This window comes from Viridibacterium curvum (genome assembly GCF_039544165.1).
GTDB classification, from domain to species: Bacteria; Pseudomonadota; Gammaproteobacteria; order Burkholderiales; family Rhodocyclaceae; genus Viridibacterium; species Viridibacterium curvum.
The window spans coordinates 508091-523812 of record NZ_BAABLD010000002.1; the positions used below are offsets into that span (position 1 = coordinate 508091).

Sequence of the window (15722 nt, forward strand, 5' to 3'; positions counted from 1 at the left end):
GGCACGAAAATCGGTTTGGGCCAATGCGGCGTGGCAACCGAAACCTGCAGCGAGAGGAATAGGGGTGGTGCAACGCGGTAAAATGATGGCCGCTGCGACTTTCAAGACTCTCCCCTTGTCCACCTCCCCCAACTCCCCTTCAACGCTGCAGGCGCTGCGCGAACAGCTCGACCGCCTGGAATCTGAGTCGCTGCTGCGCCGCCGCCGCGTCGTCAACAGCCCCTGCCTGACCGAAGTAAACAGTGAAGGCGCTTCGCTGCTGTCGTTTGCGAGCAATGACTATCTGGGGCTGGCAGCCCATCCGGTGCTTGCGGAATCGGCCGCCGAGGGTGCCAAGCGTTGGGGCGTCGGTTCGGGCGCTTCCCACCTCGTCAGCGGGCACACCGCCGTGCATGAAGCATTGGAGCAAGCGCTAGCCAGTTTCGTTGGCTGTGATGCGGCGCTCGTTTTCTCGACGGGTTATCTCGCCAACATCGCTGTCATGCCCGCGCTTCTGGGTCGCAATGGCGAGATCTTTGCAGATCGTCTCAACCACGCATCCCTCGTCGATGGAGCCCTGCTCTCCCGCGCCACCGTGCATCGCTATGCCCACAACGACACGACGGCGCTTGAGAAGCTGCTGGCTGCCAGTACGGCACGCGACAAGCTGATCGTCAGCGATGGTGTCTTCAGTATGGATGGCGACGTTGCGCCACTGGGCGAACTGCTGTCGCTTGCCGAGCGTCATGACGCCTGGCTGCTGATTGACGATGCACACGGTTTTGGTGTGCTGGGGCCACAGGGGCGCGGTTCGATTGCCTCTGCCGGCTTGCGCTCTGATCGACTGATCCACATGGCCACGCTGGGCAAGGCTGCGGGCGTATCGGGCGCCTTCATTGCGGGCACACGTACCGTCATGGACTGGCTGCTGCAGAAATCCCGTCCATACATATTCACGACCGCCATGCCACCGATGCTGGCCCACGTGCTGCTGCACGCACTGGCCCTGATTGAAGACGCGGACGACCGACGGCATGCGCTGATGCAACGCATCGCCCAACTGCGCAGGGGCCTGCCAGGCAAGCTGCTACCGTCGACGACAGCCATTCAGCCGCTGCTGGTTGGTGACAACGCGGCCGCGCTTCAGCTCTCTGCAGCACTGCGCGAGAACGGCATATGGGTGCCAGCGATCCGCCCACCGACCGTCCCGGCTGGCACTGCGCGCCTGCGCATCTCACTGTCAGCGGCACACACCGAAGACCAGGTCGCACGGCTCGTCGCGGCCCTTGTGCAGCACAGCGAGGCTGCAACATGAATCTGACCTTCCTGCACGGCTGGGGCATGCGTCCCGGCATCTGGCAGGGCCTGCAGCAGACGCTGGGACACAACAGTCAGGTGCCTGTGCTGCATGCGCCAACGGGGTCACTCGATGAGTGGGCAGATGCCGTGGCGCGAACCCTGCTGCCTGAGACCGTACTGATCGGCTGGTCATTGGGGGCCATGCTGGCGCTGACGATCGCCGCACGCCACCCACGGCAGGTACGAGCACTGGTGCTCGTCGCCGCAACGCCCAGTTTCGTCAAGCGTGGAGACTGGTCGCACGGCCTGGACGGCGAAACGATACGCGCCTTTCGCGAGGGCTTCCTGCGCAACCCGGGCCGAACGCTGGAACGTTTCGTCGCATTGCAGGCGTTTGGCGATGCACAGCGCCACGCCGTGACCGACGCCCTGCGTGCGCAACTCGACGATCCAGTCGAACATGCTGCCGCGCTTGGGCACGGCCTGCGATTGCTTGAAGAAAGTGATCTTCGCGTCCAGCGACTCCCTTCTGTCAGCCTGCCCTGCCTGCTGGTGCATGGTGCGCAGGATGCGCTGATTCCCGCCAGCGCCAGCATCTGGCTAGGCCAGCGCTGGCCGGGTAGCGAAACCCTGCTCATCGAAGATGCAGGGCACGCCCCCTTCCTCAGCGCACCGCAACGCGTTGCAGAGGGTATCCAGCGTTTTCTGGCGGCACGTACATGACGCCTGCCGTATCCACGCAAGACGAAAAGCGTGCCATTCGCGAGGCCTTTGGGCGCGCCGCGAATCAGTACGACAGCGTGGCGCGTGTGCAGCGAGCGGTTGCGGATGCCTTGCTGGCCCGCGTCGCGCTGCATGAAGGATTGGCGCTCGACGCCGGCGCTGGCACGGGCTATCTGTGCCGCGCTTTGCGCCAGCGCGGTCAGGCCTGCCTGGCGCTGGACCACGCCGCTCCCATGCTGCTCGGCACACAACAAGCCATCTGCGCCGATATCGAACACCTGCCCATCGCCAGCGCCACCTTGCTGCTCTACGCGTCCAGCCTCGCATGGCAATGGATCCGCCCTGCGCAAGCCATTGCAGAAGCGGCGCGCGTGTTGCAGAAAGGCGGCCAACTGCAGGTCGCAACGCTGGGCCCGCAAACACTAGCCGAACTGCGTGAAGCCTATCGCCAGGCCGATGCACATGACCACGTGCGCCACTTTGACGCGGCCGACCTCTACGCCCCCTTGCTGCAAGCTGCCGGCTTTGCCGACGTGCGCGTCGAAAGCCAGCGCTTCCAGGTCCACGCGGCGTCGCTGCGTGCAGGGCTGCGCGAGCTGCGCACGCTTGGCGCTCACGTCGTCAGCGGCAACCGTCCTCGCGGATTGTCTGGCGTGCGCGGCTTCCGCCGTGCCGAGGCCTGGTATGAAGCCTTGCGCGAAGAAGACGGTTTGCCCTTTACCTATGATGTGGTGTTTCTCTCTGCGCGACTTGAAAACCATGCCTGCTAGCTGCTTCATTACCGGCACCGATACCGATGTCGGCAAAACCTTCGTCGCGTGCGCGTTGCTGCATGCCTGGCGTGCGCAAGGCCTGAGCGCCGTCGGCTTCAAGCCGATTGCGGCCGGTGCCGAACTACACGACGGCGTACTGCGCAATTCTGACGCACTGGCCCTGCAGGCTGCGGGCAGCGGGGGATTTACGCTCGACGAGATCAACCCGCTTTGTCTGCCGGATGCTTGTGCGCCACACATTGCAGCGGAGCGTGTCGGGCAGCACATCAATATCCCGTTGCTGCAGGACGCTTTCCGTAGCTTGCGCGCACGCGCTGATCGCGTGCTGGTCGAAGGTGCGGGCGGCTTCCTCGTGCCCTTGGGGAGCGAAGCCGACAGTCCGGACATGGGTGACCTCGCCACAGCGCTGGGTCTGCCGGTCGTGCTGGTCGTCGGGCTTCGTCTGGGCTGCCTCAACCATGCACTGCTGACGCAGGATGCGATTGCCGCGCATGGCCTTGAATTCGCTGGCTGGGTTGGCAATGTCATCGATGCGGACATGCCCTTCCTGCAGCGGAACATCGAGACCCTGCAAGCACGCATGACCGCCCCCTGCCTCGGCATCCTGCCGCGCCTCGCTTCCCCTGCTGAAGGCGCGCCCCTGTTGCAACACGGGGCGGGAGTACAATTGCTGCCCCTTGCCAACGTTTTGCCATCGTCCTCATGAAGAGACCCAAACTCGGCCGCCGTAGCGGTCTGCCGCGTGAAGCCGAACACCTGCTGTGGTTGGCAAACGGCCTTGCCGAATCCGGCAGCCGCGCAGAGGACATGTTCTGGGATTCGCGCCTTGGCGAAGCGGTCGACGAGATCCTGCACGACGACGGTGAGGACATCCTCAACGCAGCCCTCGATCACCTCTACGCCTCCAATCCGCCGGCACACGACGCGCTTGCCGATGCCGTCGAGTCACGCTCGGAGAGCGGCGCTGCCGAACCCTCGCACCAGCAGGCCTTGCTGATCGCCGCGCCGGTTCTTGCCTGGTCGCGCTTCAACATCCCAGCCACCGTGCTGTCGGCCAGTGTTCTGGCCAATCTACGCGTGCACCTGTCCGCCCACGTACTGGCAGCCAATGTAAAACTGGGGCTCGCCAATGTGCTTTTCAGCCCCGAGCAGTTGCCCCAGGGATACTGCGAAACCTCGCGCTTTGCTGCAGATCTCTCCCAGGTGGCGATGCGTAACCGCGACCTGCAGATCGACGCCGAGACTCTGCCGGAAGCCGCACGCTTCCTCTCCGACGTTCGCTATGTCGTAGCTGCCGTCGTCGCTGACCCGGGGGCGCCCTTGTTCCGCTGGCAGGAGAAGGACGGCAGCCGCGAGTCCGCCGCAGCACAGTGGCGCACGCAAGGCGGTGCCAGCCTGAATTCCGCCCTGCCCGGCTGTGCCATGGAGCTGGTGCTGCCCGACGCTTACTTCGCGGCCAGCCGCCAGGCCGACCGCGCGTCGCGCCCGTACTCGATCCGCGCATCCGTTGCTTTCCTGTCAACCACGCTCAACGTCGCCCCAGGCGAACTGCGCGCCGTGGTTGGTCCTTTTCACGACCGCCAGCTGGAGGAGTACCGCATCGGATTCACGACGTTGCACAGCCCGGCAGTCGTACATGGCGTGGTTTGGCCCCTGCTGGGCATCGAGGACGACAATGCCGATGTGCCGCAGCAGATCGAACAATGCCTGCGCGAATGCGGCATCACCCAGATCGTGCAGCTGGATCAGCGTTTCCCGATGGAGTACTGCGACGATTGCGGCGCCCCCATGTATCCAGGCCCCGACGGCGAAGTCGCACACGCTGAACTGCCCGCAGAAACGGCAGACCAGGTGCCGCGCCACCTGCACTGACCAAGCGCCGCCGGGTAGGCGGCGCTGCGCCGTTCAGTCCTTCTTGCCGTTCTTGGCGACTGCCGAAAACGCGTCGCTCGATGCCTTGGCGACCTGCTCCAGCGTCTTGCGTGCTGCTTCAAACGTGCTCTGCATGGTCTCGGCCGCTGCGTGGCTGTTGAGCGGCATGCCCTGCAACATGCCCTGCACGGCACTGATGAGTTCCTGACTGCCCGAGGTGAGCTGCTGGCTGACCAGCTTGCTCATCGCGTCCTGCATGCCAGCGGTGATCTCGGCGATGTCACGGCTGGTAGAGAACATTTTTTCCGCTGTTTGCTGCGCAGCGCGAGCGCGCAGCTCCATGGCCTCCTGCGGTGTCTTCACATGCGATAAAGCCTGCACGTTGGAGACCCCACTTTCGAACAGATCACGGGCGGTTTCCATCTGCAGCTGCAAGATGCGCTGGGAGTTCTCGATGGAAATCTGCGCCAGCTGCATGGCAGCTTCGAGGTTGCGTTTCTGCAAGGCGGCAACGGTCTGATCGGTCTTGTTCGCCATTCTCTGTTCTCCGCAATGTTCGACTGAACTGTGGCCCCACGGCCAATAAGGCGGCCTAACCGCCAAGGGGTCGCGCACGATAGCACTGGCAGCATGTCAGGTCGATACGCAATCTTGCTTAACGGACGGAAGGGCAGGATGCCTCAGTGCGCTGCAGCATTGCTGGCCTTGAAAGGTTGATTGCAGCCCCAAAATTCATGCTGATCGTTGATGGAGGACTGCGCCATGCGCTTCGACAAACTCACCACCAAATTCCAGCAAGCCCTTGCCGACGCGCAGAGTCTGGCCGTCGGGCATGACAGCCAATACATTGAGCCGCAGCATTTGCTGCAGGCACTGCTGGCCCAGGAGGATGGCGGCACTGCAGCGCTGCTGGCGCGTGCCGGGGTCAATGCGCCGCCCCTTCGCGCAGCATTGGACAAGGCTATCGACAACCTGCCACAGGTGCACGGTCATGCAGGCGAGGTTCAGGTCGGGCGTGATCTGGCTGGCCTGCTCAACCTGACCGATCGCGAGGCCCAGAAGCGCGGTGACCAGTTCATCGCCAGCGAGATGTTCCTGCTGGCCCTGTGCGACGACAAGGGTACGACGGGTCGATTGTTCAAGGAGCACGGCGCCAACCGCAAAGCACTCGAGGCCGCCATCGAGGCCGTGCGCGGCGGCGCCTCGGTGGGTTCGCAGGACGCCGAGTCGCAACGCGAATCGCTCAAGAAGTTCTGCATAGACCTGACCGAGCGCGCCCGCCTCGGCAAGCTCGATCCGGTGATTGGCCGCGACGACGAAATCCGCCGCGCGATCCAGATCCTGCAACGCCGCACCAAGAACAATCCGGTGCTGATCGGCGAGCCCGGCGTGGGCAAGACCGCCATTGTCGAGGGTCTGGCGCAGCGCATCGTCAACGACGAAGTGCCGGAGAGCCTGCGCGGCAAGCGCGTGCTGTCGCTGGATATGGCCGCCTTGCTCGCCGGCGCAAAGTTCCGGGGCGAATTCGAGGAGCGCCTGAAGGCCGTGCTGAATGACATTGCCAAGGAGGAAGGCCGGGTCATCGTCTTCATCGACGAGATCCACACCATGGTTGGCGCTGGCAAAGCCGAAGGTGCCATCGATGCCGGCAACATGCTCAAGCCCGCCCTGGCGCGAGGCGAATTGCATTGCCTCGGCGCGACGACGCTGGACGAATACCGCAAGTACATCGAGAAGGATGCCGCACTGGAACGCCGCTTCCAGAAGGTGCTCGTCGATGAACCTTCTGTGGAATCAACCATTGCCATCCTGCGTGGCCTGCAGGAGCGTTACGAATTGCACCACGGCGTGGATATCACCGACCCTGCCATCGTCGCAGCGGCCGAGTTGTCGCATCGCTACATCACCGACCGCTTCCTGCCCGACAAAGCGATCGACCTCATTGACGAGGCGGCAGCGCGCATCCGCATGGAGATCGACTCCAAGCCGGAGAGCATGGACAAGCTCGACCGTCGCCTGATTCAGCTGAAGATCGAGCGCGAAGCCGTCAAGAAGGAAAAGGATGAAGGCTCACGCAAGCGCTTCGGGCTGATCGAAGAGGAGATTGCACGACTCGAAAAGGAATATTCCGACCTCGACGAAGTCTGGAAGGCCGAAAAGGCCGCCGTCCAAGGCAGCCAGCACATCAAGGAAGCTATCGAAGAGGTTCGCCTGCAGATGGAAGAAGCCCGCCGCCGCGGCGACTGGCAGAAGATGAGCGAGCTGCAGTATGGCGAGCTGCCCAGGCTCGAAGCCCAGCTCAAGAGCGCGGAAGGTGCCCCGCAAGCCACCAAGGCGAACACCTTGCTGCGCACACAGGTCGGGGCGGAAGAGATCGCCGAGGTCGTGTCACGCGCGACCGGCATTCCCGTCAGCAAGATGATGCAGGGCGAGCGCGAGAAGCTGCTGCAGATGGAAGACGCCTTGCACCGCCGCGTGGTAGGTCAGGACGAAGCGGTACGCCTCGTCTCTGACGCGATCCGCCGCTCGCGTGCGGGCCTGTCAGAAGAATCGCGCCCCTACGGTTCCTTCCTGTTCCTCGGCCCGACCGGTGTCGGCAAAACCGAGTTGTGCAAGACGCTGGCAAGCTTCCTGTTCGATAGCGAGGATCACCTGATCCGCATTGACATGAGCGAGTTCATGGAGAAGCACTCCGTCGCCCGCCTCATCGGCGCGCCCCCCGGTTATGTCGGCTACGAAGAAGGCGGCTACCTGACCGAACTTGTGCGCCGCAAGCCCTACTCCGTGATCCTGTTCGACGAGGTCGAGAAAGCACACCCGGATGTCTTCAACGTGCTGCTGCAGGTGCTGGACGATGGGCGCATGACCGATGGTCAAGGGCGCACGGTGGACTTCAAGAACACCGTGATCGTGATGACCTCCAACCTCGGCAGCCAGCTCGTGCAGCATATGGGCAGCGAGGATTACGCGACGATCAAGGCTGCGGTGATGAGCGAAGTCAAGAGCCACTTCCGGCCCGAGTTCATCAACCGAATCGATGAGATTGTGGTCTTCCATGCGCTGGCCAGCCAGCACATCCAGTCGATTGCGCGCATCCAGCTGCGCTACCTGGAGCAGCGTCTGGCGCGGATGGAGATCGGCCTCAACGTCTCGGATGCCGCCCTCGCCGAGATCGCCAAGGCAGGCTTCGATCCGGTATTTGGCGCGCGCCCGCTCAAGCGGGCCATCCAGGAGCACATCGAGAATCCGCTCGCGCGGCAGATTCTTGAGGGTCGCTTTGCGGCAAAGCAGACGGTGGTGGTTGATGCGGAGAACGGACAGATCCTGTTCCGCAAGCCAAGCTGAGTCGGGCGACTCAGCCCTCAGAGACTGCTGTAGGGGCGCCCGCTCTTGGTGGCCCCGCGCGCCCCGCTCTTGATGTCGAACACCTGGCCCTTGTAGGGCGCCTCGGGAGGAACGATGACCCAGGTGCGCGAACTGCCCGTCACCGGGTCGATGGGCAGCGAGCGAAGATACTTGCGCTCGACGAGTTCGTTGAGGGATTCGGGATAGCGCCCCTGGTCGCTGAAGAACTTGTCGATCACCTCACGCGTCGCGTGAAGGTTCTCCATGAGCACGGTGTCCTTGGAATGATCCAGGCTCTGGAAGTAACGCGGGAGCGCCAGGGTCGCCAGCAAGGCGATGACCGCCATCACGATGAGCATCTCGATCATCGTGAAGGCAGCCTGACGCCGCCAGGCCCCGAAAACGCGCTTCTGGTTCATCAGTTCTCGTCGCGGTTGCGGCGCGGCTCGGCCGGTGCAGCCTGTGCGGGCTGCTGCTGAGGTTGCTCGACAACAACCGACGCGCCTTCAGCTTCGTTGCGACGACCACGCACACCGGTAATCGTGCCAGCGTCAAAGGTTTCGTTTGCGGCGTCCGGCTTCGCGATGCCGCGCACGAGGCGCGGAGTGATCGACAGCACGATCTCGGTCTTGCCCTTGTCGTCGGAGTCCGATCGGAACAGGCGGCCAAGGATGGGGATATCACCCAGCAGCGGCACCTTGTTGACGGTCTTGCGGTCGCTATCCTGGATCAGCCCTGCCAAAACCTGGTTTTCACCATCCTTCAGGCGCAACACGGTCGCCGTGTTGCGCGTGCCGATGCGGTAGGCCACGTTGCCGTTGCTCTTGTTCTCGAGCTTCTCGTTGATGCTGCTCACTTCGAGCGAGAGCTTCAGGCCGATCTCGTTGCCCGGGAAAATCTGCGACTCCACTTCGAGCTTGAGACCCACATCGACATAGGTGATGTTCTGGCTCACCACGCCGTTGGAGGTTGCTGTTGCGCTGATGTTCGGCACGCGCTCACCAATCAGCACTTTCGCCTTCTCACGGTTCTTCACGCGGATGCGCGGGCTGGCGAGGATGTTCACGTCGGAGTCGGTGGCACCGAAGTTCAGGGTCAGGCCACCCAAAGTCAGCAGAGTAGACCCGGGAGTCAGGTTGAACAGGTCGCGTACGGTCAGCGATGAAGTCCCCGAACTCGTCACCGTTGAGGTGGTCGTCGTCGTCGTCGAACCACCCGAAGAGAAGGTACGAGCCAGCGGCGATAACGTAGCGGAAGTCGGCCAGGCCACTCCCAGGTTCTCGAGCTTGCCCTTGCTGACTTCCAGAATGGCCACTTCGAGCATTACTTCAGGCTCAGCCACGTCATGCAGTGCAATCAATTGCTCAGCGAGCGCAATCGCCTGAGGGGTATCCCGCACAACGATCATGTTCAGCTTCTCGTCCACCACCACATTGCTGAAACGCAGGATGGTTTTCATGCTGTTGGCGACGAGTTTTGCGTCGGCATTGGCAAGGTGGAAACCGCGCACCACCAGCCCTTGATAATCCGCCTGCTTGGCGGGTTCGTCAGGGTAGATCAACAGCGTGTTGTCATCCAGCGTGCGCCAGCCCAAGCGCGTGGTCAGCACAATCTTTTCAAGCGCCGCGCGAACCGTCGTATCGCGCAGGTAAATCGTGGTCTGCAGATCCTGCTGCACGTCCTTGTCTATGACGATGTTGAGTCCAGAGCTCTTGCCAATGGCATCAAACAGGGAACGTACCGGTGCATCGCGGAACTGCAGGGTCACTTTCTTTTCCATCGCTTCGTCGAGAGGCGTCATGACGCGACCGGTCTTGCTGGCGGCGGACGCAGCCGAGCTTGCTGCAACACTTGATGCACGAGCTGAGGACTGCGCAGGTGCCGCAGGCGTAGCAGGCCGCGGGGGTGTCGCGGTTGCTCCAGGTATTGCTTGCGCGGTTGGCGACGCGACGGGAGCCGGGCTGCTCGCAACCGGCGCCGGTGTGCTGACGACTGTCGGTGCAGGGCTTGCCACTGCTGTCGGCGCTGCGACAGGCGCCACTGCAACTGAAGACGTCTGCCCTGCACTACTGGCTGAAGACTGGCGACCCGCATCGAGTACGGCGAGTTGTGCCGATGCCGTGCGATAAGCGTCTGCTGTTTCAGCATCCCCAGGGCGCGACTCATGCAGCTTGCGCAACACGACAACGGCTTCACGGACGCGTCCGGATGCCAGCAAGGTCTTGCCGTATTCGAGGTCTTCGCGCGGCGCATTCGACGCGCATCCTGTCGCCACAGAGGTGGCGAGCATCAGGCCGCACAGTGCAGCGAGCCAGACAGGCGTGTGATTTTTCTTGATTGTCATTGGCCACCCTCGATCGGGATGATATGGGTTGATTTGGTAGGCAAATGGGTCAGCTGTACCTGGTTCGACTGCACGGCTTCCACGCGGTAATCCTTGATCACCGATCCAGGCGTCACGACATAGGTGCTCTTGTCGCTGTCGAGAAAAACATTCCAGCGACCATCGCGCAGCATGCGGCCGATGAAGCGGAAATCCGGCGCAGGAATCTGTGGCTCTTGCGTTTGCGGACGCTCCGGTTCGGGGGGGCGACCGTTACTGAACAGATTGACCGGGTTGTCCTGATCCAGCAGTGCGCGCACACCGTCGCGGGCAAATCCTGCCGGGGCGCTGCTCTCCACCGCAGACGCTTCGGATGCGCTGCCCGTTACCTGCCCCGTCTCGACCTGCCCTGCGGCGCCAGAGCGCGCTACGGGTTCGGCGATTTCACCATTCGGAGTTTTGTCGGCGAAGAAAGCCAGCCAAGCCGCAATGGCCAGGAAAGGCAGCAGGAACAGGATGCGTCTCTGATCGGCGGGCTTGCTCACTTTGCACCCCCAGCCGTCGGGCGCTGCCACAGTGAGAAGTAGATCTGGGCATCGATCTGATCGGAGCTCGCCTGCTCGCGCTTGACGATCAACTGCTCAACGGACAGCGAAGACACCTCGGCCATGACGGTGAGCAGGAACAAGCGCAGCGTCGGATAGTTGCCCTTCACCGGCATGGCAATTTGCAACTCCGAGTAATCCTGCTGCTGTCCGCCTGCGAGACGGCGGTAATCCGTCTGCGTCACCTGCAAACCCATGCCCGTCGCAAACTCCTGCAACTTGCGGATGGTTGCGGTGGTGGTGGACTGGTCCGCCAGCGTACGTGCCAGACCTTGCGCAGGCGAAAGGCGCTCCGACTCGGGCTTGGCTTGCAGGGAGGCCAGTTGCCGGGTCATGCGGCTAGCGTCATCCAGTGCATTCTGACGCGCGCCACTGATCTGCGGCATGACGATAGCGAGCACCGCGAGCAGTGCGACGAAAACGCCAGCGCCTACAAAAGGCCAGACGCCTTGCCGGGCGTACAGCAAGCCGGCCTGCAAGCGCAGCGCATCCATGCGGGCGACATTGCTCATTGCGCGCCCCCTTCCGTGCGAGCCTGCTTTTCAGCCTTGACGGGTTGCGGTGCATCCAGCGTGAAGCGGATGCGCTGACCGCCATCGACCATCACGGCCTCCTGCCTGGCGAGGACCAGCCCATTGAAGCCAGGCGCAGCTTTGAGGGCTTCGAGATAGTCCAGCCCTGCACCCAGCTCACTGGCTTCGATCACCATCTTGTTGCTCTGGCGCACGATGCCGAACTCCATCGACATGATGTTGACGCCCTGGCGATTGTTCTTCTCGAGCGAGTCGATCAAGGTGGCCCACGGGTAGTTGAGATGCTGGCTGGCATGCGCTACGGCTTCGGCGGATTCGATCTTGGCGAGGTCATCCTCGCCACTGCCCTGACTGGCGCGATCCAGTTCAGCAGCAATCGAAGTCTTGCGTGAGACAGCGCGATCACGCTCGCCCGCCATTTGCCAGCACGCCATGCAAGCGGTGACGAAGGCTGCCACCAGCAACAGGCACAGCAGCCACCACAGCGGACGGCGCCCCTTGTCGGAGCCCGCCTCCCACCAGCCGGCGACCGGTGCGAAATCAATGTGCATGGGCTTCATGCTGCCACCCCGTGCAAGGCCAGCCGGAATGCATCCGAAGCCCGCTCCATGCCGACAGCCTTGGGCATCGGACGAGCACGCGACGGCATCTTGACTCTGATACTTGACCCGGGGACTTCAATGATGGGCGGTGCATCGCCGAGCAGGAAAACCGTTGCTGGCATGTCATGCCCCAGGCGCAAGGCCTCGGTCTCCAGCTTGGCCAGCACTTCAGGCAAGGCAGGCGTCAGGTCGAAGCGGAACTGACGCGCGGCAAGCAACTGGCCACGTTGTTGCAACAGCGCCAGGAAGGCATGCGAACCGAAACAGCAGATCCATCCGTCTTCCTTGAGCTGCGATGCATCGCGGTTGATGAGGCGGATCGCCTCCGGCACCACTGAGGCGATGCGACAGCCGCTGTGACTGGAGACTGCTGTCAGCGCCACGACCAGCGAACGTGGCACTGCACAAGCCAGCATCGGACGATTGGCCGACCAGTCGGCTTCGATGTGCCAGGCTTCTGCAGCAGCACCGAAGAGCTGCTCGAAGCGGCCAGCAGCCAGCGCACGCAGCTCCAGCATGCTGCCGAGGCCCTTCGGCGGCGTGACAGTCCAGTAACGCACCCAGTCATCAGAGATCGACACCTGCAAGCGACCGGAAAGCTTGTTGGCCTGCGACAAGGCCGTGTTCACAGCCGGCTCCCAGATTGCGGTCTCGGGCGAGCCTGCGCCCGGCAGATAGTCGCGCAGGGGCAGCTGACTCGCTACGTGGGCACCTTCGGAATTGATGCGGTCGACGATCACCAGCTCGCCACCGCCCACACCCATGCCCAGAGATTTAGGCCGCCAGAGTGACACGCCTTACCTCCTCAAGAGTGGTTTCACCGCGCGACACCAGACGCAATGCGTCTTCGTAGAGACTGCGCGTGCCGTTACGTTGTGCTGCTTCCATGAGCTGACGGACCGAGCGACGCTCGACCACCATCTCGGCGATTTCGGGATTCATCACGAGGATTTCAGCGACTGCCTTACGGCCACGGTAGCCCGTACCACGGCAATCACCGCAGCCACGCCCGCGTACGAACTGGAAATCTTCGACGTCTGCCCGCGACAACCCCGCCAGCGACAGCTCCGCATCGTCCGGCGTGTAAGGCGCCGCACAGTGCTTGCAGGTAAGACGGACGAGACGTTGTGCTGACACGCCGTTGAGTGCCGACACAAAGGAATACAGATCGACACCGATGTGATGGAAACGGCCAAACACGTCATAGACGTTGTTGGCGTGCACCGTTGACAACACCAGGTGGCCCGTCAGTGCCGACTGCACGGCGATCTCGGCGGTTTCCTTGTCGCGGATTTCCCCGACCATGATCTTGTCCGGGTCATGACGCAGGATGGAGCGCAAACCGCGCGCGAAGGTCAGGCCCTTCTTGTCGTTGACCGGAATCTGCAGGATGCCACCCAACTGGTATTCCACCGGATCTTCAATCGTGATGATCTTGTCGCGGCCGTTGTTGATCTCGGACAGCGCGCCGTACAGCGTGGTCGTCTTGCCCGAACCTGTCGGCCCGGTCACCAGCACCATGCCGTAGGGCTCCTGGACGAGGCGGCGCACGGTCGACAGCGTCTGCTCGTCGAAGCCCAGCGCCTCCAGGGTCAGCGAACCGTGCGACTCGACCATGGCCTGCTTGTCGAGGATACGGATCACGGCGTCTTCGCCATGGATGCTGGGCATGATGGAGACGCGCAAGTCGATCTCGCGGCCCATGGCTTCCACGCGGAAGCTGCCGTCCTGCGGGACGCGGCGCTCGGCAATGTCGAGCTCAGACAGCACCTTGATACGCGAAATGATCTGTTCGGCAAGTGCCGTACCCTGGATCTGCGCAACCTGGTCCAGCACGCCGTCAATACGGTACTTGGAGACCATGCCGCTGGGCGTACTCTCCAGGTGGATGTCCGACACGCCAAGCTTCAGTGCGTCGTAGAGTGTTGAATTGACTAGCTTTACGGCTGGACTGGAGGCGTCACTGACCGATGCGAACGACAGACTTTCCAGCGACTTGGCATCGCCCGTGCCCATTTCGCCGTTGGCGAGCAGGTTATCCATGGCACGCATGGACTCTTCCTGCTTGGTGAGGTAGGCGTGAATATCAGAGGCCAGCGCAATGCGGTAATCGACGTTGGCGCCGACGAGGTTGTCGATCCAGATCTGCAAGTCCTGATCGAACGGATCAGCGATCGCGGCTATCAGCCCATTGCGGCCATGCGTGCCGCTGCGGCGCAGGATGATGGCGCCACGCTGCTGAGCCCGGGCTAGTGGCATCACGTCAAAGACCGGTTCAAGGTCCAGCATCTCGGCTGTCTCGATGACGCTGTAGCGGAAATGCTCCGCCACACCACGCAGCAGGCTGCGCGGCTCGATGCCCGACAGCACCTCGAGCTCTGCCATCACAGGCCGGCCCGAAGCCTGCGCCGAAGCGCGGGCACGTTTGATCAACTCGATATCCAATGTTGCTCCACGCGCATTCACTGAATGGACCCCGCCAGATCGAAAATCGGCATGTACAGCAGCACGACGATCAGACCGACCACGATACCGATGAAGGCCATCAGGGCGGGCTCCACAACTTTGCTGGTCCGTTCGATCCAGCGGGCGCTTTCGCCCTCATAAAACATGGCCGACCGGGTCAGCATGGCACCCATCTGACCAGAACGCTCGCCCACGCGCAGCATGCGCAGCGAGATCGGCGTTGTGAGTCCGTGTGCCTCGAAGGCCTTGGACACCGGATCGCCATTCGTGATGTCGGCGCGCGCCGCAGCCAGCTTGACCCGGAAACCGGCCGACAGCGTGCCGGCCACCATGTCCAGCGCCGTCACGACGGTGATGCCGCCTTCGAGCAGCATGCCTACCGTCAGATACAGCCGGGAGATCTCGATGATCACCGCACGCTCGGCAATGCCCGGAATCTTTGCCGCGATCTGTCCCCAGCGGCCCTCACGCCCGATGCGGCGAACGTGATGCACGACGAAGAAAATCAGCGCTACCACCAGCGGAATGACGATCAACGAATGCTTGCCGATGAAATCCCCCCAGGCCAGCAGCAGTTGCGACATCACAGGCAGGTCACGACCGCTGTCCTTGTAGACCGCAGCGAACTTCGGCACCACGTACATCATCAGGAACAGCGCCACCGCGCCACCCACCGACAACAGGATCGCCGGATAGATTGCCGCACCGACGATGGTCGCACGCACCTGTTCCATGCGTGACTGGTAGTCAATGTAACGACCAAGCGCCCGCGGCAGATCGCTGGTCCGCTCGGCGGCACGCACAATGCCAACGTACAGCGGCGGGAAGTGCTCAGCCTGCAAACCAATGGCATCAGAGAATTTCATGCCTTCGCGCATGCGATGGATCAAGGCCTCCATCACGCCACGCGCGACTTCGCCCGACTCCTTCTCCACCAGCGCCTCCAGGGCCTCAACCAGCGACAGACCTGCGTCGAGCAGCGACAGCAGCTCCTGACTGAAGAGAATCAGGTTGAAGCTGCCACCACGGCTACGACGGCGGCGCGTGGCACCGAGAGCGCGAAGACTCACCGGACGCAGGCGCCGGGTTTCGCAAACCTTGCGCGCAGCGACCTCGTCTTCGGCCTCAAGAGTCAGCGTTTGCAGCTGATTGTCAGCCGTGAGGGCACGGATCTCGAATTGCATGTGGGGACGCCCCCGCGA

15 protein-coding genes are annotated in these 15722 nt (G+C 62.8%); 6 read left to right on the forward strand and 9 right to left on the reverse strand.

Translation table 11 applies throughout. The features are described from left to right. Positions 1-85 precede the first annotated feature (85 nt). Genes bioF through ABEA02_RS03640 form a run of 5 tightly spaced genes read left to right on the forward strand, consistent with a single transcriptional unit; the run spans position 86 to position 4646 of the window. On the forward strand, positions 86-1294 hold the full coding sequence (bioF, locus tag ABEA02_RS03620; protein WP_425584660.1) for an 8-amino-7-oxononanoate synthase: 1209 nt from the start codon (positions 86-88) through the stop codon (positions 1292-1294). Next, entirely contained in the window at positions 1291-2001 is a 711-nt protein-coding gene (locus ABEA02_RS03625; RefSeq protein ID WP_345531464.1) for an alpha/beta fold hydrolase, read from the forward strand. Before bioF ends, ABEA02_RS03625 begins: the two co-directional genes overlap by 4 nt. Next, the gene (locus ABEA02_RS03630) at positions 1998-2771 is read left to right on the forward strand and encodes a methyltransferase domain-containing protein (protein WP_345531465.1); all 774 of its coding nucleotides are present in this window, start codon (positions 1998-2000) and stop codon (positions 2769-2771) included. Before ABEA02_RS03625 ends, ABEA02_RS03630 begins: the two co-directional genes overlap by 4 nt. Further along, positions 2761-3480 carry a dethiobiotin synthase gene (gene bioD / locus ABEA02_RS03635; RefSeq protein ID WP_345531466.1) on the forward strand — a complete coding sequence of 240 codons (720 nt, stop codon included), beginning with the start codon at positions 2761-2763 and terminating at the stop codon, positions 3478-3480. Before ABEA02_RS03630 ends, bioD begins: the two co-directional genes overlap by 11 nt. Next, the gene (locus tag ABEA02_RS03640; RefSeq protein ID WP_345531467.1) at positions 3477-4646 is read left to right on the forward strand and encodes a DUF2863 family protein; all 1170 of its coding nucleotides are present in this window, start codon (positions 3477-3479) and stop codon (positions 4644-4646) included. The genes bioD and ABEA02_RS03640 overlap by 4 nt, the downstream gene beginning before the upstream one ends. Positions 4647-4679: 33 nt before the next feature. Here ABEA02_RS03640 and ABEA02_RS03645 read toward each other — a convergent pair whose 3' ends face one another. Continuing rightward, positions 4680-5183, reverse strand: a complete 504-nt coding sequence (locus ABEA02_RS03645; RefSeq protein ID WP_345531468.1) for a phasin family protein — start codon at positions 5181-5183, stop codon at positions 4680-4682. A 225-nt stretch (positions 5184-5408) separates the two neighbouring features. Between ABEA02_RS03645 and clpB the strand changes: the two genes are divergently transcribed. Further along, positions 5409-7991, forward strand: a complete 2583-nt coding sequence (gene clpB / locus ABEA02_RS03650) for an ATP-dependent chaperone ClpB (RefSeq protein WP_345531469.1) — start codon at positions 5409-5411, stop codon at positions 7989-7991. Between the two features lie 17 nt (positions 7992-8008). On the opposite strand, the gene ABEA02_RS03655 is transcribed toward clpB, so the two are convergent. Genes ABEA02_RS03655 through ABEA02_RS03690 form a run of 8 tightly spaced genes read right to left on the reverse strand, consistent with a single transcriptional unit; the run spans position 8009 to position 15704 of the window. Further along, positions 8009-8410, reverse strand: a complete 402-nt coding sequence (locus ABEA02_RS03655; RefSeq protein ID WP_345531470.1) for a type II secretion system protein — start codon at positions 8408-8410, stop codon at positions 8009-8011. After that, a complete protein-coding gene (locus ABEA02_RS03660; RefSeq protein WP_345531471.1) occupies positions 8410-10335 on the reverse strand; it encodes a secretin N-terminal domain-containing protein in 1926 nt (641 codons plus the stop codon). Before ABEA02_RS03660 ends, ABEA02_RS03655 begins: the two co-directional genes overlap by 1 nt. Continuing rightward, positions 10332-10859 carry a hypothetical protein gene (locus ABEA02_RS03665; RefSeq protein ID WP_345531472.1) on the reverse strand — a complete coding sequence of 176 codons (528 nt, stop codon included), beginning with the start codon at positions 10857-10859 and terminating at the stop codon, positions 10332-10334. The genes ABEA02_RS03660 and ABEA02_RS03665 overlap by 4 nt, the downstream gene beginning before the upstream one ends. Then, positions 10856-11431 carry a hypothetical protein gene (locus tag ABEA02_RS03670; RefSeq protein WP_345531473.1) on the reverse strand — a complete coding sequence of 192 codons (576 nt, stop codon included), beginning with the start codon at positions 11429-11431 and terminating at the stop codon, positions 10856-10858. The genes ABEA02_RS03665 and ABEA02_RS03670 overlap by 4 nt, the downstream gene beginning before the upstream one ends. Further along, a complete protein-coding gene (locus ABEA02_RS03675; RefSeq protein ID WP_345531474.1) occupies positions 11428-12012 on the reverse strand; it encodes a hypothetical protein in 585 nt (194 codons plus the stop codon). The genes ABEA02_RS03670 and ABEA02_RS03675 overlap by 4 nt, the downstream gene beginning before the upstream one ends. Then, entirely contained in the window at positions 12009-12848 is an 840-nt protein-coding gene (locus ABEA02_RS03680) for a hypothetical protein (protein WP_345531475.1), read from the reverse strand. Before ABEA02_RS03680 ends, ABEA02_RS03675 begins: the two co-directional genes overlap by 4 nt. Next, entirely contained in the window at positions 12829-14499 is a 1671-nt protein-coding gene (locus ABEA02_RS03685; RefSeq protein WP_345531476.1) for a GspE/PulE family protein, read from the reverse strand. Before ABEA02_RS03685 ends, ABEA02_RS03680 begins: the two co-directional genes overlap by 20 nt. A 17-nt stretch (positions 14500-14516) precedes the next feature. Continuing rightward, positions 14517-15704 (reverse strand): type II secretion system F family protein, encoded by a 1188-nt coding sequence (locus ABEA02_RS03690; protein WP_345531477.1) that lies wholly within the window; start codon positions 15702-15704, stop codon positions 14517-14519. Between the last annotated feature and the right edge of the window lie 18 nt (positions 15705-15722).